The organism is Azospirillum sp. Marseille-Q6669 (assembly GCF_965111635.1).
Genome location: NZ_CBCOOP010000002.1, coordinates 1,239,413 through 1,260,169 on the forward strand (window position 1 = coordinate 1,239,413; position 20,757 = coordinate 1,260,169).

The following is a 20,757-nucleotide window of genomic DNA, read 5'->3' on the forward strand; positions in this document are numbered from 1 at the left end:
GCTCGTGCCCCTTACTAGCGGTCAGCCCGCTCGGAGCGGTCACGGTCGCCGCGACCACGGCCCCCACGCTCCTCACGGTCACCACGCTCGCGACGCTCGCGCCGCGGCTCGCCATCGGTCGACACCGGCTCGGTGCCCATGCGCTTGTCCTGCGCCATCGGGTCATGCGCCATGATCTCGCCCTTGAAGACCCACACCTTGACACCGCAGGTGCCGTAGGTGGTCTTCGCGGTCGCGGTGCCGTAGTCGATGTCCGCACGCAGGGTGTGCAGCGGAACGCGGCCCTCGCGGTACCACTCCAGGCGAGCGATCTCGGCGCCGCCGAGACGACCGGAGCAGTTGATCCGGATGCCCTGGGCGCCCAGACGCATGGCCGACTGGACCGCGCGCTTCATGGCGCGGCGGAAGGCGACGCGGCGCTCGAGCTGGTTGGAGATGTTCTCGGCGATGAGCTTGGCATCGATCTCCGGCTTGCGGATCTCGATGATGTTCAGGCTCACCTCGCCGCCGGCCATCTTCGACAGCTCGGTGCGCAGCTTCTCGATGTCCGCGCCCTTCTTGCCGATCACCACGCCCGGACGGGCCGAGTGGATGGTGACGCGGGCCTTCTTGGCCGGACGCTCGATGATGACGCGCGAGCAGCCGGCCTGCTGCAGGCGACCCTGCAGATAGCCGCGCAGCTTCAGGTCCTGGTGCAGCAGGTTGGCGTAGTCGCGCTTGGCGAACCAACGGCTGTCCCAGGTCCGGTTGATGCCGAGGCGCAGCCCGATCGGATTGACTTTCTGACCCATCTTACTCGGCCCCTTCGGCAGCGGCGGCGTCGCGCTCACGCACGATGATCGTCAGGTTGGAGAACAGCTTCTCGACCCGCGCGCCGCGCCCACGGGCACGGGCGTGGAAGCGCTTCATCACCAGGGCGCGGCCGACCGTCGCCGAGGAGACGTACAGGCGGTCCACATCGAGCTGATGGTTGTTCTCGGCGTTGGCGATCGCGGCCTGGAGGACCTTCTTCACCTCGCCGGCGATGCGGCGCTTGGAGAAGGTCAGCTCGGCCACGGCGCTGCTGGCATCCTTGTTCCGGATGAGCTGGGCGACGAGGTTCAGCTTGCGCGGGCTGGTGCGGATCATCGGATTGGAGGCGATGGCCTCGTTCTCCGCGATACGGCTGGGGTTGGAGGGCTTGCCCATGGCTTACTTCCTCTTCGCCTTCTTGTCCGCCGCGTGCCCATAGAAGGTGCGCGTCGGAGCGAACTCACCGAACTTGTGGCCGATCATGTTCTCGGTCACCAGAACCGGCAGGAACTTGTGGCCATTGTACACGCCGAACGTGAGACCCACGAACTGCGGCAGGATCGTCGAGCGACGCGACCAGATCTTGATGATCTCGTTGCGGCCCGAGGCCCGCGACTTGTCCGCCTTCTTGAGCAGGTAGCCGTCGACGAACGGGCCCTTCCAAACGGAGCGTGCCATCGTCCGCCCTCCTTACTTCGAATGACGGCGGCGCAGGATCAGGCCATCCGTCTTCTTGTTGTGACGAGTCTTCTTGCCCTTGGTCGGCTTGCCCCACGGCGTGACCGGATGACGGCCACCCGAGGTGCGGCCTTCACCACCACCGTGCGGGTGGTCGATCGGGTTCATGGCGACACCACGGACGGACGGACGGATGCCCAGCCAACGGCTGCGACCGGCCTTGCCCTTGTTGGTGTTCATGTTGTCCGGGTTCGACACGGCACCCAGGGTGGCCATGCAGTCACCGCGGACCACGCGAAGCTCGCCCGAGGGCAGCTTCAGCTGGGCGTAGCCACCGTCGCGGCCGACCAGCTGCAGGTAGGTGCCGGCCGAACGGGCCAGCTGACCACCCTTGCCGGGCTTCAGCTCAACGTTGTGCAGCACCGAACCGACCGGGATGTTCTTCAGCGGCATGGCGTTGCCGGGCTTCACATCCACCTTCTCGCCGGCAATCACCGTGTCGCCCACCTTCAGGCGCTGCGGCGCCAGAATGTAGGACATGGTGCCGTCCTCATACTTGATGAGGGCGATGAAGGCCGTGCGGTTCGGATCGTACTCCAGGCGCTCGACGACCGCCGGGACGTTGAACTTGCGGCGCTTGAAGTCCACCAGACGGTAGACGCGCTTGTGACCGCCACCCATCCGGCGCGCGGTGATGCGGCCGGTGTTGTTGCGGCCGCCGGACTTGGTCAGGCCCTCGGTGAGGGTCTTGACCGGCTTGCCCTTCCACAGCTCCGAGCGGTCGACGATGACCAGCTGGCGGAGCGACGGCGTAATTGGGCGATATTGCTTCAGAGCCATCGGATCACACTCCCGCTCAGATGCCCGTGGTCACGTCGATCTTGTTCCCCTCGGCGAGGGTCACGACGGCCTTCTTGAAGTCCGAGCGACGGCCGATGGTCCCGCGGAAGCGCTTGGTCTTGCCCTTGGTAACCAGGGTGTTGACCGCCGTCACCTTCACGTTGAACAGCCCCTCGACAGCCGACTTGATCTCCGGCTTGGTCGCCGACAGCGGCACGCGGAACGTCACCTGATTGTGCTCCGACGCCATCGTCGACTTCTCGGTGATCACCGGAGCCAGGATGAGGTCGTACATCCGCTCCTGGCTCACCGCAGGTTTCGACTGCTTGCTCATTTCAGGCGAGCCTCCAGCTGCTCGACCGCGTTGCGGGTCAGGACCAGCGTATCGCGGCGAAGAATGTCGTAGACGTTGGCGCCCTGCTCCGGCAGCACGTCGATCAGCGGGATGTTGCGCGAGGCCCGAGCGAAGTTCTCGTTCAGGTTGGCGCCATCGATGATCAGAGCCGAGGTCAGGCCGAGCGAAGCGAGACGGACAGCCAGTTCCTTGGTCTTGTGGCTCTCGGCCGAAGCGGCGTCGAGGACCAGGAGCTTGCCTTCCGCGGCCTTGGTGGACAGCGCGGTCTTCAGGGCCAGCTTGCGGACCTTCTTGGTCAGGTCGTGCTCATGCGAGCGGACAACCGGGCCGAAGATGGTCGCGCCGCCACGGAACTGGGCGGAGCGCATGGAGCCCTGACGGGCGCGGCCGGTGCCCTTCTGGCGGTACGGCTTCTTGCCGGTGCCGGAAATCTCGCTGACCGTCTTGGTCTTGTGGTTGCCGGCACGGCGCTTGGCCAGCTGCCAGTTGACCATGCGGGCCAGGATGTCCGTGCGGGACGGAAGGCCGAAGATCTCGTCGGCCAGTTCGATCTCGCCGACGGTCTCGTTGTTCAGGTTCTTAATGGTCGCCTTCATGGCCATCACTCCTGCGGCTCGGCGGCGGCTTCAGCGGCCGGCGCAGCCTTGATCCCGGCGGGGAACGGCAGACCTTCCGGAGCCTTCTTCTTCACCGCGTCGCGGATGCGGAGCCAAGCCCCCTCGGCGCCCGGAACGGCACCCTTGAGGAAGATCAGACCGCGGTCCTCGTCGACCGACACGACCTTCAGGTTCAGAACCGTGACCTTCTCGTCGCCGAGATGACCGGCCATCTTCTTGTTCTTGAAGACCTTGCCGGGGTCCTGGCGGTTACCCGTCGAACCGTGCGAGCGGTGCGACACCGACACGCCGTGCGTCGCGCGCAGACCACCGAAGTTCCAGCGCTTCATCGCACCGGCGAAGCCCTTGCCGATGGAAGTGCCGGTGACGTCGACGAACTGGCCCGGGAGGAAATGCGCAGCCGAGAGCTCGGCGCCGACCTCGATCAGCGCGTCGGCATCGACGCGGAACTCGACCAGCTTGCGCTTGGGCTCGACGCGCGCCTTGGCGAAATGCCCGCGCTGCGGCTTCGTGACGTTCTTCACCTTGATGGCGCCTGCGCCGAGCTGGACGGCGGTGTAGCCATCCTTGTCCTCGGTGCGGACGGCGACGACCTGGCAGCTGTCGACTTTCAGCACAGTCACCGGCACGTGCTGCCCGTCGTCCGTGAAGACGCGGGTCATGCCGACTTTCTGCGCGATCAAACCGGATCGCATTGTTCTTTATCTCCTGACCAGGGACATCCTCAGAGGGAGAGGTCCCTCAACAGCAACGAATTAGAGCTTGATCTCGACGTCCACACCGGCAGCGAGGTCGAGCTTCATCAGCGCGTCCACCGTCTGCGGCGTCGGATCGACGATGTCGAGCAGACGCTTGTGGGTGCGGATTTCGAACTGCTCGCGCGACTTCTTGTCGACGTGCGGCGAGCGGTTCACCGTAAACTTCTCGATCTGCGTCGGCAGCGGGATCGGGCCCCGCACCCGAGCACCGGTCCGCTTGGCGGTGTTGACGATCTCGCTGGTCGACTGGTCGAGCACGCGATGATCGAACGCCTTCAAGCGGATGCGGATGTTCTGGCTGTCCATGTCCAAACGTCCCTTGCACCTCGTTTCGATGACGCGACTGCGCCATCGGCACCCCAAAATCTGTCCCCCGGGGACCCGCGGCGGCAGGCGAACCTGCGCCGGCTCACCGAAGCGGTGGGCGGCGGTTCGTCTGTCCGATCTGACGGCCGATACGAAAAAGAACATCCCCCGCATCGCAATGCGGATGGATGTTCCTGGCAGCAACCGGTGCAAGTGGAGCTTGCGGTGCCGTTCGTGATCGGGCTGCGTCTAGGCCGGACGTGCCTACTACCAACCCAAATTCCAGAGGGCGTAACGTGTATGCCCTAGGGGCCTCGGTGTCAACCCACATTTTCCCCCGTGTGACAGGAGGGTGACGGGATCGGCCCGGTTCGGCGCGTCACGCCGCATTTTCGCGGATCGGCCATGCAAAAGGGGGCCGACCCGCAGGCCGGCCCCCCCCTTCACAAAACGCGATCTTACTTGATGATCGAAGCGACGACGCCGGCGCCGACGGTCCGGCCACCCTCGCGGATGGCGAAGCGCAGGCCCTCGTCCATGGCGATCGGAGCGATCAGCTCGACTTCCATGGAGATGTTGTCGCCCGGCATCACCATCTCGGTGCCTTCCGGCAGCTTCACCATGCCCGTCACGTCGGTCGTGCGGAAATAGAACTGCGGACGGTAGTTGGTGAAGAACGGCGTGTGACGGCCACCCTCTTCCTTCGTCAGGATGTAGGCCTCGGCCTTGAAGGTGGTGTGCGGCGTGATGCTGCCCGGCTTGGCCAGAACCTGGCCGCGCTCGACGTCCTCACGCTTCGTGCCGCGCAGCAGCGCGCCGATGTTGTCGCCAGCCTCACCCGAGTCGAGCAGCTTGCGGAACATCTCCACGCCGGTCACGGTGGTCTTGACCGTGGTCTTCAGACCGACGATCTCGACTTCCTCGCCGACCTTGACGATGCCGCGCTCGACGCGGCCGGTCACCACCGTGCCGCGGCCCGAGATCGAGAACACGTCCTCGATCGGCATCAGGAACGGACGGTCCTTCGGACGCTCCGGCTGCGGGATGTACTGGTCGACCTCGGCCATCAGCTTGAGGATCGCGTCACGGCCGATCTCCGGCGAACGGTCCTCCAGCGCGCACAGCGCCGAGCCCTTGACGATCGGAATGTCGTCGCCCGGGAACTGGTAGGAGGACAGCAGCTCGCGCACCTCCATCTCGACCAGCTCGAGCAGCTCCGGATCGTCGACCATGTCGACCTTGTTCATGAACACCACCAGCGCCGGCACGCCGACCTGGCGGGCCAGCAGGATGTGCTCGCGGGTCTGCGGCATCGGGCCGTCGGCGGCCGACACGACCAGGATCGCGCCGTCCATCTGCGCGGCGCCCGTGATCATGTTCTTCACGTAGTCGGCGTGGCCCGGGCAATCGACGTGGGCGTAGTGGCGGTTGGTCGTCTCGTACTCGACGTGGGCGGTCGAGATCGTGATGCCACGGGCCTTCTCTTCCGGCGCCTTGTCGATCTGGTCGTAGGCGGTGAAGGTCGCGCCGCCGCTCTCGGCCAGCACCTTCGTGATCGCCGCCGTCAGCGACGTCTTGCCGTGGTCGACGTGGCCGATCGTGCCGATGTTGCAGTGCGGCTTGTTCCGCTCGAACTTTGCCTTCGCCATGGTGTGTGCTCTCCGTCTCTTTGTCGTTCCAGCGGTTTCAGGCCATCCTGGCGCGGATGGTCTCCGCAATGGTCTGCGGCACCGGCTCGTGGTGGTCGAACTGCATCGTGTACTGCGCGCGCCCCTGGCTCATCGAGCGCAGGGTGTTCACATAACCGAACATCGACGCCAGCGGAACCATCGCCAGGATCGAGCGGGCGTTGCCCCGCTGGTCCATGGCGGTGATCTGTCCACGGCGGCTGTTCAGGTCCCCGATGATGTCGCCCATGTAGTCTTCGGGCGTCACCACCTCAACCCTCATGATCGGCTCCAGAAGCATCGGGCCGGCCTTCTGCATGCCGTCGCGGAAGGCCGCGCGGGTCGCGATCTCGAAGGCGAGCACCGAGGAGTCGACATCGTGGAAGGCGCCGTCGACCAGCGCGACCTTGAGGTCGATGACCGGGAAGCCGGCCACCACCCCGGCATGCAGCGAGGCGTCCAGCCCCTTCTGCACGCCCGGAATGAACTCCTTGGGCACGGCGCCGCCGACGACCTTGTTCTGGAAGACGAAGCCGCTGCCGGCGGGCTGCGGCTCGAAGACCAGCGTGACGCGAGCGAACTGGCCGGTGCCCCCGGTCTGCTTCTTGTGGGTGTGGTCGATCTCGGCGGCCCTGGTGATGGTCTCGCGGTACGCCACCTGCGGCGCGCCGACGTTCGCATCCACCTTGAACTCGCGCTTCATGCGATCGACGATGATCTCCAGATGCAGTTCACCCATGCCCTTGATGATCGTCTGACCGCTTTCATGGTCGACGGCCACGCGGAAGGAGGGGTCCTCCTGGGCGAGGCGGGACAGCGCCATGCTCATCTTTTCCTGGTCGGCCTTGGACTTCGGCTCGACGGCCACCTCGATGACCGGTTCCGGAAACTCCATCCGTTCCAGGACGATGGGCTTGGCGGGATCGCACAGCGTGTCGCCGGTCGTCGTGCTCTTCAGCGCGGTGAAGGCAACGATGTCGCCGGCGTAGGCCTCGTCGATCTCCTCCCGGCTGTTGGCGTGCATCAGCAGCATGCGGCCGATGCGCTCCTTTTCGTCCTTGCCGGGGTTCAGCACGGCGGTGCCGGAGGCGACGGTGCCGGAATATACCCGCACGAAGGTCAGTGACCCGACGAAGGGGTCGTTCATGATCTTGAAAGCGAGCGCGGAGAAGGGAGCGGCATCGTCCGGTGCCCGCTCGTCCGTCTCGGGGCCGCCGACGCGGTGTCCTCGGACAGCCCCGATGTCCACAGGGGCCGGCAGATAGTCCACCACGGCGTCCAGCATCGGCTGGATGCCCTTGTTCTTGAAAGCCGAGCCGCAGAGGACCGGCACGAAGCGCAGGCCCACGGTGCCCTTGCGGATGCAGGCCCTGAGCGTGTCCTCGGACGGTTCCTGACCAGACTCGAGATAGGCCTCCATGGCCGCGTCGTCGAGTTCCAGGACCGCGTCGAGCAACGCTTGGCGATGGCGCGCCGCTTCGTCCCTCAGGGCGTCGGGAACGTCGGTGTAATAGAACTCCGCGCCCAGCGTCTCTTCTTTCCAGACGATGGCGCGCATGGCAACCAGATCGACGACGCCGACGAAGCTGGCCTCGGACCCGATCGGAAGCTGGAGAACGAGCGGGAAAGCGCCCAGCCGTTCCTTCATCGTGGCGACGCAGCGGAAGAAGTCCGCGCCGGTGCGATCCAGCTTGTTGACGAAACACATGCGGGGCACGCCGTACTTGTCGGCCTGCCGCCACACGGTCTCAGACTGAGGCTCCACCCCCGCAACGGAGTCGAACACCGCAACCGCACCGTCGAGCACGCGCAGGCTGCGTTCGACTTCAATGGTGAAGTCGACGTGGCCAGGCGTGTCGATGATGTTGATGCGGTGGTCGCGCCAGAAGCAGGTCGTGGCCGCGGAGGTGATGGTGATGCCCCGTTCCTGTTCCTGCTCCATCCAATCCATCACCGCGGTGCCCTCGTGCACCTCGCCGATTTTGTACGACTTTCCAGTGTAGTACAAAATCCGTTCGGTGGTCGTGGTCTTACCGGCATCGATGTGAGCCATGATGCCGATGTTGCGGTAACGGTTCAGGGGATGGGAACGGGGCATGACAAGCACCTGGGCCGGTGGGTGCCTTACCAGCGGTAGTGCGAGAAGGCCTTGTTGGCTTCCGCCATACGATGGGTGTCTTCGCGCTTCTTCACGGCGGTGCCACGCTGGTTGGCGGCATCCAGCAGCTCACCCGACAGACGCTCGGTCATGGTGTTTTCCGAGCGGGCGCGGGCGGCGCCGATGAGCCAGCGGATGGCCAGGGCCTGGGCGCGGTCCGTGCGGACCTCGACCGGAACCTGATAGGTGGCGCCACCGACGCGACGCGAGCGCACTTCGAGGTGCGGCTTCACGTTCAGCAGGGCGTCGTGGAAGACCTGAACCGGCTCGTTCTTGGTCTTGGCCTCGATGCGGCTGAGCGCGCCGTAGACGATGCGCTCGGCGGCCGACTTCTTGCCGTCCAGCATCAGGCAGTTCATGAACTTGGTCAGGACGCGGTCGCCATACTTGGCGTCCGGCAGGACCTCACGCTTCTCGGCGCGACGACGACGGGACATCGTGAATACTCCTTACTTCGGACGCTTCGCGCCGTACTTCGAACGACGCTGCTTACGGTCCTTCACGCCCTGGGTATCGAGCGTGCCGCGGATGATGTGGTAGCGAACGCCGGGAAGATCCTTCACACGGCCGCCGCGGATCATAACCACCGAGTGTTCCTGGAGGTTATGGCCTTCACCGGGGATGTAGGAGGTCACTTCGAAGCCGTTCGTCAGGCGAACGCGGGCGACCTTACGCAGAGCCGAGTTCGGCTTCTTCGGCGTGGTCGTGTAGACGCGGGTGCAGACGCCACGCTTCTGCGGGCACGCCTCCATCGCGGGAACCTTATTGCGCGCGGCCAAGGGCTCGCGCGGCTTACGGATCAACTGGTTGATCGTCGGCATATCTGCCCTTCATCCCTTCAGGTCGATCGGCCGGCTGAGCCGGACCGATTGAAAAAACGCCCAGCGTTAACCGGACGATACAAAAGCCCGCCTGCGAAGCCTGAGGGGCTTCGAGCGGGCCCAATGGTCGAACGCCGTCGGATCGGTCCGCAAGGACCTTGTCGTTCAGCTATGTCGCTTGGGTTCAGCCGGATGCCGGACGGAATGGACGAAAGACCTTCCCGAGGCTCCTTTTGAAGTTCGCGGACTATATGGGTCTGCCGGGAACCCGTCAAGCGCGCAGATGACCGTTCTTCGTGCGCGCCGACGACGTTTTTGCGTCAGCTGGCGCGAGCGGACCGGCGGCGTCGCAACGCGTCGGCACCCGCCGCTACCGCGGCGGCCCGCGCCTCAAGCATCGGGCGCATCCGGGCGAGAAGATCGGTCGTCACCCCCTCTCCCGCCCCGTCCGGCGAACCGGCGTTGAAGGGCGGCTGGGGGTCGTATTCGATGGAGAGCTGGACGAGTTTCGCGGCCTGCTCGCCGAACAGGTCGGCAACGATCCGCAGCGCCACGTCTATTCCCGCGGTCACGCCGCCGCCGGTGAACAGGGTGCCGTCCACCACCACGCGCTCAGCGACCGGCGTGGCGCCGAAGGCAGCGAGGAAGTCACGGGAGGCCCAATGCGTGCCGGCCCGCTTCCCCTCCAGGAACCCGACGGCGCCGAGAACCAGGGAGCCGGTGCAAATCCCGGAGATATACCGGGTGCTGGACACCCGCTCCTCCAGAAAGCTCAAAACCTCCTCGTCGGTCAGCAGCGCGTTGATTCCGCTGCCGCCGGGCACGAGGAGGAGGTCGAGCGGCGGTGCCTCGGCGAGGGTGGTGGTGGGAAGGATCGTCAGGCCTGTGTCCGAGCGCACCGGATCGAGCGTCTTCCACAGCAGATGGACCTTGGCGCTAGGCACACGGGCCAGCACCTCGTAGGGGCCGGTGAGATCGAGCTGCGTGACGCCGGGAAACAGCATGAGGCCGAAGCTGGGCGCTTTGTCGGGCATCACAGACGCTCCGATGCGTGAAGTGGACGATCCTAATCTCACCTGGACAAACGAGAAAGGGGCGCGTCCCCTGCGGAACGCGCCCCCTGCCCTACCCTATGCGCCGAAGCGTCAGGCCGCGGTGCTCTCGCCCGGATGCGGCAGGGCCGGAGCCTCGCCTTCGCCATCCTCGCCCAGCGCCAGGGCGCGATCCCGCTCGGCGGCGATCTGCTTCAGGCGGTTGACGACGGAGCCCGTACCCGCCGGGATCAGGCGGCCGACGATGACGTTCTCCTTCAGGCCTTCCAAGTTGTCGGTCTTGCCCGACACCGCCGCCTCGGTGAGGACGCGGGTGGTTTCCTGGAACGACGCGGCGGAGATGAAGGACCGGGTCTGCAGCGACGCCTTGGTGATGCCCTGCAGAACTGGGTGGCCGGCGGCCGGCTTCAGCCCCTCGGCGACGGTCTTCTCGTTCTCCTCGTCGAACTCCTGACGGTCGACCTGCTCGCCCACCAGGAAGGTGGTCTCGCCGGCGTCGGTGATCTCGACCTTCTGCAGCATCTGGCGGACGATCACCTCGATGTGCTTGTCGTTGATCTTCACGCCCTGCAGTCGATAGACGTCCTGGATCTCGTTGATGAGGTAGTTGGCCAAAGCCTCCACGCCCATCACCGACAGGATGTCGTGCGGCACCGGGTTGCCGTCCATCAGCAGGTCGCCGCGCTGGACATAGTCACCCTCCTGCACGGAGATGTGCTTGCCCTTCGGGATCAGATACTCGCGCTCGTCCCCCGTCTCGTCGTTGCGGACGACGATGCGGCGCTTGGTCTTGTAGTCCTTGCCGAACTCCACGCGACCGTCGAGGTCCGAGATGATCGCGAAGTCCTTCGGACGGCGCGCCTCGAACAGCTCGGCCACGCGCGGCAGACCGCCCGTGATGTCGCGGGTCTTGGACGACTCGCGCGGGATACGCGCCAGCACATCGCCGGCCCTGACATGGGCGCCGTTCTCGACCGAGAGGATGGCGTCCACCGACATGAAGTAGCGAGCCTCCAGACCGTTGGCGAGCGTGATGATCTCGCCCCGCTCGTCGCGCAGCGTGATGCGCGGCTTCAGATCCGCACCGCGCGGCTGCTGACGCCAGTCCACCACGACCTTCGACGAGATGCCGGTCGCCTCGTCCATCACCTCGCGCATGGAGATGCCTTCCACGAGGTCGACGTAGTGGGCGGTGCCCTCGCGCTCGGTGATGATCGGCAGGGTGTAGGGATCCCACTCGGCCAGCTTCTGGCCGCGCTCGACCTTCACACCCTCGTCGGCGAGCAGCTTCGCACCGTACGGAACGCGGTGACGCGCCCGCTCGCGGCCCTGCTCGTCGAGCAGGATCACCTCGGTGCTGCGGCCCATGACCACCGGGATGTTGGAGGAGTTGATGACGACGTTGCGGTTGTGGATCCGCACCGTGGCATCGAACGCCGCCTCCACTTGGCTCTGCTCCGCGCCGCGCTGCGCCGCGCCACCGATGTGGAACGTGCGCATGGTGAGCTGCGTGCCCGGCTCGCCGATCGACTGGGCGGCGATGACGCCGACGGCCTCGCCGACGTTGACCAGCGTGCCACGGGCCAGATCACGGCCGTAGCACTTGGCGCAGACGCCGTCCTTGGTCTCGCAGGTCAGGACCGAACGGATCATGACGCTGTCGATGCCCGAGCGCTCGATGCGGTCCACCGTGGGCTCATCGATCAGGCCGGCGTTCGGCACGATCAGCTCGCCGTTCAGCGGGTCGATCAGGTCACCCACCACCGTGCGGCCAAGGATGCGGTCGCCCAGCGGGGAGATGACCTCGCCGCCATCGATCACCGCCTTGACGGTGATGCCCTTGTCGGTGCCGCAATCCGTCTCGACGATGATGGCGTCCTGGGCCACGTCGACGAGACGACGGGTCAGGTAACCGGAGTTCGCCGTCTTCAAGGCCGTGTCGGCCAGACCCTTGCGGGCGCCGTGGGTGGAGTTGAAGTACTCCAGCACGGTCAGGCCTTCCTTGAAGTTCGAGATGATCGGCGTCTCGATGATCTCACCCGACGGCTTGGCCATCAGGCCGCGCATGCCCGCCAGCTGGCGGATCTGGGCGGCCGAACCACGCGCACCGGAATGGGCCATCATGTAGACCGAGTTCACCGGCTTGCCGGGAGCGGTGTCGGAGATGACCTTCATCATCTCCGTCGCCACCTTCTCGGTGCATTCCGACCAGACGTCGACAACCTTGTTGTACTTCTCGCCCTGGGTGATCAGACCGTCGAGATACTGCTGCTCGAACTCCTTCACCCGCTCCTTGCTGTCGTTGACCAGCTTCTTCTTCGCCTCGGGAATGACCATGTCATCCTTGCCGAAGGAAATGCCGGCGCGGCAGGCGTGGCCGAAGCCGAGCTTCATCAGGCGGTCGGCGAAGATCACCGTCTCCTTCTGACCGCAATGGCGGTAGACGGCGTCGATGACATTGCCGACGTCCTTCTTGGTCAGCAGGCGGTTGATCAGCGAGAAGGGCACCGCCGGGTTGCGCGGCAGGATCTCGGACAGGAGCATGCGACCCGGAGTCGTCTCCACGATGGAGATCTTCTCGTCGCCATTCTCATCCACGCCCTTGTAACGCGCCTTCACCTTGGCGTGCAGCGTCACGACCTTGGCGTCCAGCGCCTGCTCGATCTCGCCGACGTTGGCGAAGGTCATGCCCTCGCCCTTCTCGCCCGGCCGGTCCATCGTGATGTAGTAGAGACCCAGCACGATGTCCTGCGACGGCACGATGATCGGCTTGCCGTTCGCGGGCGACAGGATGTTGTTGGTCGACATCATCAGGACGCGCGCTTCCAGCTGGGCCTCGAGGCTCAGCGGGACGTGCACGGCCATCTGGTCGCCGTCGAAGTCGGCGTTGAAGGCGGTGCAGACCAGCGGGTGGAGCTGGATCGCCTTGCCTTCGATCAACGTCGGCTCGAAGGCCTGGATGCCCAGGCGGTGCAGCGTCGGGGCGCGGTTCAGCATCACCGGATGCTCGCGGATGACCTCCTCGAGGATGTCCCACACCTCGGGACGCTCCTTCTCCACCATCCGCTTGGCGGCCTTGATGGTCGAGGCGAGGCCATACAGCTCAAGCTTCGCATAGATGAAGGGCTTGAACAGCTCCAGCGCCATCTTCTTCGGCAGGCCGCACTGGTGCAGCTTCAGCTCCGGACCGACCACAATGACCGAACGGCCCGAGTAGTCGACGCGCTTGCCGAGAAGGTTCTGACGGAAGCGACCCTGCTTGCCCTTCAGCATGTCGGACAGCGACTTCAGCGGACGCTTGTTGGCGCCGGTGATGACGCGGCCACGGCGGCCGTTGTCGAACAGCGCGTCGACGGCCTCCTGCAGCATGCGCTTCTCGTTGCGGACGATGATATCCGGCGCCTTCAGCTCGATCAGCCGCTTCAGGCGGTTGTTGCGGTTGATGACGCGGCGGTACAGGTCGTTCAGGTCGGACGTCGCGAAGCGGCCACCGTCCAGCGGGACGAGCGGGCGCAGCTCCGGCGGGATCACCGGAATGACTTCCAGGATCATCCATTCCGGACGCGACTGCGACGACAGGAAGGCGTCGATCAGCTTCAGGCGCTTCACGAGCTTCTTGCGCTTGGCCTCGGACGAGGTGTCCCGCAGCTCCTCGCGGCAGGTCTTCTTCTCCTCCTCCATGTCGAGCGCCGACAGCATGATGCGCAGCGCTTCGGCACCGATGGAGGCAGTGAAGGCGTCCTCGCCGTACTCGTCCTGGGCGGAGACGAACTCCTCCTCGCTGAGAAGCTGGTGGAGCTTCAGCGGGGTCAGGCCCGGCTCGATGACGACGTAGTTCTCGAAGTAGAGGATGCGCTCCAGATCCTTCAGCGTCATGTCGAGCAGCAGACCGATGCGGCTCGGCAGGGACTTCAGGAACCAGATGTGGGCGACCGGAGAGGCCAGCTCGATGTGGCCCATGCGCTCGCGCCGGACCTTCGACAGCGTCACCTCGACGCCGCACTTCTCGCAGATGATGCCGCGGTACTTCATGCGCTTGTACTTGCCGCACAAGCACTCGTAGTCCTTGATCGGGCCGAAGATGCGGGCGCAGAACAGGCCGTCGCGCTCAGGCTTGAAAGTGCGATAGTTGATGGTTTCCGGCTTCTTGATCTCGCCGAACGACCAGGACCGGATGCGCTCAGGGCTCGCGATCTGGATGCGGATCTGATCGAAGCTCTGGGGACCCTGGACCTGGCCGAAAATGTTCATCAACTCGTTCATGACCGTCTCCCGCTGGCAGCGCCGCGTTGTCGGTTAAGGGCAGTTCCCGCCGGAAGGGGCCAACATGGCCCCTCCTCCGGCAGGTTCAAGTCTCTTGGGCTCAGTACGACCGCTGGTTCAGCTCGACGTTCAGGCCCAGGGAGCGCAGCTCCTTGACCAGAACGTTGAAGGACTCAGGGATGCCCGCCTCGAAGTTGTCGTCGCCGCGGACGATCGCCTCGTAGACCTTGGTACGGCCGGACACGTCGTCCGACTTGACCGTGAGCATTTCCTGCAGCGTGTAGGCGGCGCCGTAAGCTTCGAGCGCCCACACTTCCATTTCACCGAACCGCTGTCCGCCGAACTGGGCCTTACCGCCGAGCGGCTGCTGGGTGACCAGCGAGTAGGGACCGATCGAGCGCGCGTGGATCTTGTCGTCCACCAGGTGGTGCAGCTTCAGCATGTAGATGTAGCCGACGGTCACCTTGCGGTCGAAGGCCTCGCCGGTGCGGCCGTCGATCAGGGTGACCTGACCGGAGCGGTCCAGACCCGCCTTCTCCAGCTGCTGGCAGATGTCCTCCTCGCGCGCGCCGTCGAAGACCGGCGTGGCGAAGGGAACGCCCTTGCGCAGGTTGCCGCCCAGCTCCAGCAGCTCGCCTTCGGTCATGTCGGCGATCTGGTCGTCGTAGACCTTCTGGCCGTAGGCTTCCTTCAGCGTGATGCGCAGCCCGTCCATGGTCTGGGCGGCGTCGCCGCGGCCCTTCATGGCGAGGCGGTACTGGTCGATGGCGCGGCCGATCTGCTTGCCGAGGCCGGCCGACGCCCAGCCCAGGTGGGTCTCCAGGATCTGACCGATGTTCATGCGCGACGGCACGCCCAGCGGGTTCAGCACCAGATCGACCGGCTGGCCGTCCTCCAGGTAGGGCATGTCCTCCTGCGGCAGGATGCGGGAGACCACACCCTTGTTGCCGTGGCGGCCGGCCATCTTGTCGCCCGGCTGCAGCTTGCGCTTCACCGCGACGAAGACCTTGACCATCTTCATCACGCCCGGCGGCAGCTCGTCGCCGCGCTGCAGCTTCTCGACCTTGTTCTCGAAGCGGTTCTGCAGCGCCTGGATCGAGTCGTCGAAGACCTTGCCCAGGCTCTCCACCGTCTCCATCACCTGCTCGTCGGCGATGGAGATCTGGCGCCACTGGCCCTTGGTCAGGTTCGCCAGTTCGGCATCGGTGAGCACCGTGCCGGCCCGCATGCCCTTCGGCCCGGACTGGGCGGTCTGGCCGAGGATGACCTCCTTCAGGCGGGTGTAGAAGCTGCGCTCCAGGATCGCGCGCTCGTCGTCGCGGTCCTTGGCCAGCTTCTCGATCTCGGCGCGCTCGATCGCCAGGGCGCGCTCGTCCTTGTCGACGCCGCGGCGGCTGAAGACGCGGACCTCGACGATCGTCCCGGCGACGCCCGGCGGCAGGCGCAGCGAGGTGTCGCGGACGTCGGACGCCTTCTCGCCGAAGATGGCCCGCAGCAGCTTCTCTTCCGGCGTCATCGGGCTTTCGCCCTTCGGCGTCACCTTGCCGACCAGGATGTCGCCCGGACGGACTTCGGCGCCGATGTAGACAATGCCGGCCTCGTCGAGGTTCTTGAGGGCTTCCTCGCCGACGTTCGGAATGTCGCGGGTGATTTCCTCCTGGCCCAGCTTGGTGTCGCGGGCCATGACCTCGAACTCCTCGATGTGGATCGAGGTGAAGACGTCGTCCTTGACGATGCGCTCGTTGATGAGGATCGAGTCCTCGAAGTTGTAGCCGTTCCACGGCATGAAGGCGACGAGCACGTTACGGCCCAGCGCCAGCTCGCCCAGCTCCGTCGAGGGGCCATCGGCGATGATGTCGCCGGCCGCCACGCGGTCGCCCACCTTCACCAGCGGACGCTGGGTGATGCAGGTGTTCTGGTTGGAACGCTGGAACTTCAGCAGGTTGTAGATGTCCACGCCCGGCGCCGTGGCGTCGGACGAGTCGGTCGCCCGGACCACGATGCGGGTCGCGTCGATCTGGTCGACGATTCCCTTGCGCTTGGCGACGATGGTCACGCCGGAGTCACGGGCGACCGTGGCCTCCATGCCCGTGCCGACCAGCGGCGCGTCGGCCTTGACCAGCGGCACCGCCTGACGCTGCATGTTCGAGCCCATCAGCGCGCGGTTCGCGTCGTCGTTCTCGAGGAACGGGATCAGCGCCGCGGCGACGGAGACGAGCTGCTTCGGCGACACGTCGATCAGGTCGATGGCCTCCGGGCGGAACATCAGGTACTCGCCGCCCTGCCGGCACGACACGAGGTCGGCGGCGAAGCGGTTGTCCGCATCCAGCTCGGCATTCGCCTGGGCGACGACGTAGCGGCCCTCTTCCATGGCGGAGAGGTAGACCACCTCGTCGGTGACGATGCTGTCGCGCACCTTGCGGTACGGGCTCTCGATGAAGCCGTACTGGTTCACGCGGGCGTAGGTCGCCAGCGAGTTGATCAGACCGATGTTCGGGCCTTCGGGCGTCTCAATCGGGCAGATGCGGCCGTAATGCGTCGGGTGCACGTCGCGCACCTCGAAGCCGGCGCGCTCGCGGGTCAGACCGCCCGGGCCGAGGGCCGAGAGGCGACGCTTGTGCGTGATCTCGGACAGCGGGTTGGTCTGGTCCATGAACTGCGAGAGCTGCGACGAGCCGAAGAACTCGCGCACCGCCGCCGCCGCCGGCTTGGCGTTGATCAGGTCGTGCGGCATGACCGTGTCGATCTCGACCGAGCTCATGCGCTCGCGGATCGCGCGCTCCATGCGCAGCAGGCCGACGCGGTACTGGTTCTCCATCAGCTCGCCGACCGAGCGGACGCGGCGGTTGCCGAGATGGTCGATGTCGTCGATCTCGCCGCGGCCGTCCTTCAGGTTCACCAGGACCTTGAGGATCGACATGATGTCCTGCTTGCGCAGGACGCGGACGCTGTCCTCGGTCTGGAAGTTCAGGCGCGCGTTCATCTTGACGCGGCCCACCGCCGACAGGTCGTAGCGCTCGCTGTCGAAGAACAGGCCGGCGAACAGCGCCTCGGCCGACTCCAGGGTCGGCGGCTCGCCCGGACGCATGACGCGGTAGATGTCGATCAGCGCGTCCTCGCGGGACGCGTTGCGGTCGGCCGCCATCGTGTTGCGGATGTAGGCGCCGACGTTCAGGTGGTCGATCGCCAGCACCGGCAGCTCGTCGACGCCGGCCTTCTCCAGCTTGTCGAGATCGCTCGCCGACAATTCGTCACCGGCTTCGAACAGGACTTCGCCGGTCCGCTCGTTGATGATGTCGACGGCGAGGTAGCGGCCGGTCAGCTCCTCGGTGGAGACGAGCTGCTCGGCGAGGCCGCCCTCGACCAGCTTCTTGATCAGGCGCGGCGTCATCTTGGTGCCGGCCTCGGCGACGACCTGGCCGGAGGCCGCGTCAACGAGGTCGGAGGCGACCTTCACGCCCTTCATGCGGTCGGCGTTGAAGGGGGTCTTCCAGCCGCCCGACGCGCGGGTGTAGGTGATGGTGTCGTAGAAGAAATTGAGGATTTCTTCCTTCGCCATGCCCTGCGCCTCGTAGGGCAGCAGGTCCTTCTTCTGAGCCTTCCGCTCGGCGCGCAGCGCCTCGGTCTCCGCGCCGTCCAGAGCGAACAGCAGCGTGGTGGCCGGCAGCTTGCGGCGGCGGTCGATGCGCACGTACACCAGATCCTTGGCGTCGAACTCGAAGTCCAGCCAGGAGCCGCGGTACGGGATCACGCGGGCGGCGAAGAGATACTTGCCCGACGAATGGGTCTTGCCCTTGTCATGGTCGAAGAAGACGCCCGGACTGCGGTGCATCTGCGAGACGATGACGCGCTCGGTGCCGTTGATGATGAAGGTGCCGTTGGCCGTCATCAGGGGCATGTCGCCCATGTAGACGTCCTGCTCCTTGATGTCGCGGATCGAGCGCAGGCCCGTGTCCTCTTCCACGTCGAAGACGGAGAGGCGCAGGGTCACCTTCAGCGGGGCGGCGAAGGTCATGCCGCGCTGCTGGCACTCCTCGACGTCATACTTCGGCTGCTCAAGCTCGTACTTCACGAAGTCGAGGACGGCGCGGTCGGAGAAGTCCTTGATCGGGAACACCGACCGGAACACCTCCTGCAGACCCAGGTTGGCCCGCTTCTCCGGCGGGACGTCCATTTGCAGGAAGTGATCGTAGGAGCTGCGCTGCACCTCGATGAGGTTGGGCATCTGGGTGACTTCCGGGATGCGCCCGAAGCTCTTCCGAACACGCTTTCGACCCGTAAAGGATTTGGCCATGGATGTCCCCAAACGTCAGAATCGTGAGTACGCTCGACCAGAAGCACGCGAACCAGGGTGCTCGCCGCGACGCGGCGATGATCGCGCGGCCCGCCCCTTATGCAGGGACGGAAAGAGCCGGACCGAGAAACCCGGTCCGGTGGAAGGCAGAAAACGCCGTGCGGCGGCAGGCCCCCTCGGGGACCAGCCGCCGTCCGGCGTGGATATGTCTTATCCGTCGCAGCAAGACGGTCTTACTTAATATCGACCTTGGCGCCGGCCTCTTCAAGCTGCTTCTTGATCTTGGCGGCCTCGTCCTTCGACACGGCCTCCTTGACCGGCTTCGGGGCGCCTTCGACCAGGTCCTTGGCTTCCTTCAGGCCCAGGCCGGTGATGGCGCGGACTTCCTTGATCACGTTGATCTTCTTGTCGCCGGCGTCGGCGAGGATCACGTTGAACTCGGTCTGCTCTTCGACCGGGGCGGCGGCGGCGGCCGGACCGGCGGCGGCAACGGCCACCGGAGCGGCGGCGGAGACGCCCCACTTCTCTTCCAGCAGCTTCGACAGCTCGGCGGCCTCGATGACGGTCAGGGCCGAGAGATCGTCGACCAGCTTCTGCAGATCAGCCATTTTGATGCTCCAACAACTCGATGTTCTGGGATGGGTAGACAGCTAGACGGATGCGGCTCAGGCCGCCTCGTCCTTCTTCGCGTAGGCCGCCAGCACACGGGCGACCTGGCCGCCCGGAGCCTGGAGAACGCCGGCGATGCGGGTCGCCGGGGTCTGGATCATGCCCACGAGCTTGGCGCGCAGTTCGTCCAGCGACGGGAGCGTGGCGAGCGCCTTAACTCCCTCCGCGTCGAGGATCTGGTCGCCGAGAGCGGCACCGACGATCTTCAGCTTCTCGTTGGTCTTCGCGTAGTCAGCCACCACCTTGGCGGCCGCGACGGGATCCTTCGAGTAAGCGATCGCGGTCGGCCCCTTGAAGAGACCGTCCAGACCTTCGAACTGCGTGCCCTGAAGGGCGCGGCGGGCGAGCCGGTTCTTCGTCACCTTGAAGCTCGCGCCCGCGGCCCGAATCTTGCCACGCAGGTCGGTGACTTCCGCCACCGTCAGGCCAAGATGGTGGGTGACCACCACCAGGCCCGTGTCCTGGAGCTTCGACTGCAGGTCCGCGATCGCCGCTTCTTTTTGTGTACGATCCACGGATCGCCTCCTTGCACAGAGGTTTACGTGGGGCCCCTTCCCTTTCGGTGGGGAGCCCCGGCGAACCTGTCCCAGAAGTTCGAGCCGTTCCTGAACCGCGGGCAAGCCCGCGTGGTTAACGGTTCAACTCCTGTCTGCTCTGGCGGGTTTAAGCCCTTGCCTCCGGGGAAGCGCGAGCACCAGCGGTCTTGGACAGGGTGGGCATCCCCGCAGGGACACCCGATCGCCGCCGGCTCCCGAGGGAATCGGCGGCGAAACTCAGATCACTCAGGCCGTGGCGGCCAGAGTGGACAGATCGAGCTTGAGGCCCGGGCCCATCGTCGAGGACAGCGAGACCTTCAGCAGGTACTGGCCCTTGGCACCGGTCGGCTTGGCGCGGGTGATGGCATCCACGAAGGCGCGGATGTTCTGCACCAGAGCCTCTTCCGAGAAGCTGGCCTTGCCGACGCCGGCATGCACGATGCCGGTCTTCTCGGCGCGGAACTCCACCGCGCCGGCCTTGGCGGCCTTGACGGCGCCGGCCACGTCGGGGGTCACGGTGCCCAGCTTCGGGTTCGGCATCAGGCCGCGCGGGCCGAGGACCTTACCGAGCTTGCCGACGACGCCCATCATGTCCGGGGACGCGATGCAGCGGTCGAAGTCGATGTTGCCGGCCAGGATCTTCTCGGCCAGGTCGTCGGCGCCGACGATGTCCGCGCCGGCGGCCAGGGCGTCGTCCGCCTTGGTGCCCTTGGCGAACACCGCGACGCGAACGGTCTTGCCGGTGCCGTTCGGCAGGTTCACCACGCCGCGGACCATCTGGTCGGCGTGACGCGGGTCGATGCCCAGGTTCATGGCGATTTCGATGGTCTCATCGAACTTCGCCTTGGGCAGGCCCTTGATCAGGGAGACGGCGCCTTCCAGCGAGTAGAGCGCCTCGCGGTCGACCTTCTTGTAGGAATCGGTCAGTCGCTTGCCGAGCTTCGCCATGGG

18 protein-coding genes are annotated in these 20,757 nt (G+C 65.7%); all 18 read right to left on the reverse strand.

The window, feature by feature from the left end; all coding sequences use genetic code 11:
* Positions 1 to 14 precede the first annotated feature (14 nt).
* Complete coding sequence (gene rpsC / locus ACWPXE_RS17200; RefSeq protein ID WP_014241032.1) at positions 15 to 791, reverse strand: 30S ribosomal protein S3; 777 nt, start codon at positions 789 to 791, stop codon at positions 15 to 17.
* Between the two features lies 1 nt (position 792).
* Positions 793 to 1,188, reverse strand: coding sequence for a 50S ribosomal protein L22 (gene rplV, locus ACWPXE_RS17205; protein WP_014241033.1), 396 nt, complete (start codon positions 1,186 to 1,188; stop codon positions 793 to 795).
* A 3-nt stretch (positions 1,189 to 1,191) separates the two neighbouring features.
* Complete coding sequence (gene rpsS, locus ACWPXE_RS17210; protein WP_014241034.1) at positions 1,192 to 1,470, reverse strand: 30S ribosomal protein S19; 279 nt, start codon at positions 1,468 to 1,470, stop codon at positions 1,192 to 1,194.
* A gap of 12 nt (positions 1,471 to 1,482) precedes the next feature.
* Positions 1,483 to 2,310 carry a 50S ribosomal protein L2 gene (gene rplB / locus ACWPXE_RS17215; RefSeq protein WP_237903167.1) on the reverse strand — a complete coding sequence of 276 codons (828 nt, stop codon included), beginning with the start codon at positions 2,308 to 2,310 and terminating at the stop codon, positions 1,483 to 1,485.
* Between the two features lie 16 nt (positions 2,311 to 2,326).
* A complete protein-coding gene (locus ACWPXE_RS17220; RefSeq protein WP_035675048.1) occupies positions 2,327 to 2,644 on the reverse strand; it encodes a 50S ribosomal protein L23 in 318 nt (105 codons plus the stop codon).
* The gene (gene rplD / locus ACWPXE_RS17225) at positions 2,641 to 3,261 is read right to left on the reverse strand and encodes a 50S ribosomal protein L4 (protein WP_035675055.1); all 621 of its coding nucleotides are present in this window, start codon (positions 3,259 to 3,261) and stop codon (positions 2,641 to 2,643) included. The genes ACWPXE_RS17220 and rplD overlap by 4 nt, the downstream gene beginning before the upstream one ends.
* A gap of 5 nt (positions 3,262 to 3,266) precedes the next feature.
* Entirely contained in the window at positions 3,267 to 3,977 is a 711-nt protein-coding gene (gene rplC, locus ACWPXE_RS17230) for a 50S ribosomal protein L3 (protein WP_145626347.1), read from the reverse strand.
* Between the two features lie 60 nt (positions 3,978 to 4,037).
* Positions 4,038 to 4,346 (reverse strand): 30S ribosomal protein S10, encoded by a 309-nt coding sequence (gene rpsJ, locus ACWPXE_RS17235; protein WP_014241039.1) that lies wholly within the window; start codon positions 4,344 to 4,346, stop codon positions 4,038 to 4,040.
* A 458-nt stretch (positions 4,347 to 4,804) separates the two neighbouring features.
* Positions 4,805 to 5,995: an elongation factor Tu gene (tuf, locus tag ACWPXE_RS17240; protein WP_014241041.1), complete on the reverse strand. Its 1,191-nt coding sequence runs from the start codon at positions 5,993 to 5,995 to the stop codon at positions 4,805 to 4,807.
* A 37-nt stretch (positions 5,996 to 6,032) separates the two neighbouring features.
* A complete protein-coding gene (fusA, locus tag ACWPXE_RS17245) occupies positions 6,033 to 8,111 on the reverse strand; it encodes an elongation factor G (RefSeq protein ID WP_454018758.1) in 2,079 nt (692 codons plus the stop codon).
* Between the two features lie 26 nt (positions 8,112 to 8,137).
* Entirely contained in the window at positions 8,138 to 8,608 is a 471-nt protein-coding gene (rpsG, locus tag ACWPXE_RS17250) for a 30S ribosomal protein S7 (protein WP_014241043.1), read from the reverse strand.
* A 12-nt stretch (positions 8,609 to 8,620) separates the two neighbouring features.
* A complete protein-coding gene (gene rpsL / locus ACWPXE_RS17255; protein ID WP_012973201.1) occupies positions 8,621 to 8,992 on the reverse strand; it encodes a 30S ribosomal protein S12 in 372 nt (123 codons plus the stop codon).
* A gap of 320 nt (positions 8,993 to 9,312) precedes the next feature.
* Complete coding sequence (locus tag ACWPXE_RS17260) at positions 9,313 to 10,026, reverse strand: DJ-1/PfpI family protein (protein WP_454018759.1); 714 nt, start codon at positions 10,024 to 10,026, stop codon at positions 9,313 to 9,315.
* A gap of 111 nt (positions 10,027 to 10,137) precedes the next feature.
* Positions 10,138 to 14,307 carry a DNA-directed RNA polymerase subunit beta' gene (rpoC, locus tag ACWPXE_RS17265; RefSeq protein WP_237903164.1) on the reverse strand — a complete coding sequence of 1,390 codons (4,170 nt, stop codon included), beginning with the start codon at positions 14,305 to 14,307 and terminating at the stop codon, positions 10,138 to 10,140.
* Positions 14,308 to 14,407: 100 nt separating this feature from the next.
* Positions 14,408 to 18,601: a DNA-directed RNA polymerase subunit beta gene (gene rpoB, locus ACWPXE_RS17270; protein ID WP_145629662.1), complete on the reverse strand. Its 4,194-nt coding sequence runs from the start codon at positions 18,599 to 18,601 to the stop codon at positions 14,408 to 14,410.
* A 233-nt stretch (positions 18,602 to 18,834) separates the two neighbouring features.
* Positions 18,835 to 19,209, reverse strand: a complete 375-nt coding sequence (rplL, locus tag ACWPXE_RS17275) for a 50S ribosomal protein L7/L12 (RefSeq protein WP_035675064.1) — start codon at positions 19,207 to 19,209, stop codon at positions 18,835 to 18,837.
* 57 nt (positions 19,210 to 19,266) lie between these two features.
* Positions 19,267 to 19,785, reverse strand: coding sequence for a 50S ribosomal protein L10 (gene rplJ, locus ACWPXE_RS17280; RefSeq protein WP_237903163.1), 519 nt, complete (start codon positions 19,783 to 19,785; stop codon positions 19,267 to 19,269).
* A 267-nt stretch (positions 19,786 to 20,052) separates the two neighbouring features.
* Complete coding sequence (gene rplA / locus ACWPXE_RS17285) at positions 20,053 to 20,754, reverse strand: 50S ribosomal protein L1 (protein WP_035675066.1); 702 nt, start codon at positions 20,752 to 20,754, stop codon at positions 20,053 to 20,055.
* Between the last annotated feature and the right edge of the window lie 3 nt (positions 20,755 to 20,757).

What these genes read in the sequence shown, in the direction of transcription:
- rpsC (WP_014241032.1), bottom strand. Translation starts at nt 791, where the DNA reads ATGGGTCAGAAAGTCAATCCGATCGGGCTGCGCCTCGGCATCAACCGG.
- rplV (WP_014241033.1), bottom strand. Translation starts at nt 1,188, where the DNA reads ATGGGCAAGCCCTCCAACCCCAGCCGTATCGCGGAGAACGAGGCCATC.
- rpsS (WP_014241034.1), bottom strand. Translation starts at nt 1,470, where the DNA reads ATGGCACGCTCCGTTTGGAAGGGCCCGTTCGTCGACGGCTACCTGCTC.
- rplB (WP_237903167.1), bottom strand. Translation starts at nt 2,310, where the DNA reads ATGGCTCTGAAGCAATATCGCCCAATTACGCCGTCGCTCCGCCAGCTG.
- ACWPXE_RS17220 (WP_035675048.1), bottom strand. Translation starts at nt 2,644, where the DNA reads ATGAGCAAGCAGTCGAAACCTGCGGTGAGCCAGGAGCGGATGTACGAC.
- rplD (WP_035675055.1), bottom strand. Translation starts at nt 3,261, where the DNA reads ATGAAGGCGACCATTAAGAACCTGAACAACGAGACCGTCGGCGAGATC.
- rplC (WP_145626347.1), bottom strand. Translation starts at nt 3,977, where the DNA reads ATGCGATCCGGTTTGATCGCGCAGAAAGTCGGCATGACCCGCGTCTTC.
- rpsJ (WP_014241039.1), bottom strand. Translation starts at nt 4,346, where the DNA reads ATGGACAGCCAGAACATCCGCATCCGCTTGAAGGCGTTCGATCATCGC.
- tuf (WP_014241041.1), bottom strand. Translation starts at nt 5,995, where the DNA reads ATGGCGAAGGCAAAGTTCGAGCGGAACAAGCCGCACTGCAACATCGGC.
- fusA (WP_454018758.1), bottom strand. Translation starts at nt 8,111, where the DNA reads ATGCCCCGTTCCCATCCCCTGAACCGTTACCGCAACATCGGCATCATG.
- rpsG (WP_014241043.1), bottom strand. Translation starts at nt 8,608, where the DNA reads ATGTCCCGTCGTCGTCGCGCCGAGAAGCGTGAGGTCCTGCCGGACGCC.
- rpsL (WP_012973201.1), bottom strand. Translation starts at nt 8,992, where the DNA reads ATGCCGACGATCAACCAGTTGATCCGTAAGCCGCGCGAGCCCTTGGCC.
- ACWPXE_RS17260 (WP_454018759.1), bottom strand. Translation starts at nt 10,026, where the DNA reads ATGCCCGACAAAGCGCCCAGCTTCGGCCTCATGCTGTTTCCCGGCGTC.
- rpoC (WP_237903164.1), bottom strand. Translation starts at nt 14,307, where the DNA reads ATGAACGAGTTGATGAACATTTTCGGCCAGGTCCAGGGTCCCCAGAGC.
- rpoB (WP_145629662.1), bottom strand. Translation starts at nt 18,601, where the DNA reads ATGGCCAAATCCTTTACGGGTCGAAAGCGTGTTCGGAAGAGCTTCGGG.
- rplL (WP_035675064.1), bottom strand. Translation starts at nt 19,209, where the DNA reads ATGGCTGATCTGCAGAAGCTGGTCGACGATCTCTCGGCCCTGACCGTC.
- rplA (WP_035675066.1), bottom strand. Translation starts at nt 20,754, where the DNA reads ATGGCGAAGCTCGGCAAGCGACTGACCGATTCCTACAAGAAGGTCGAC.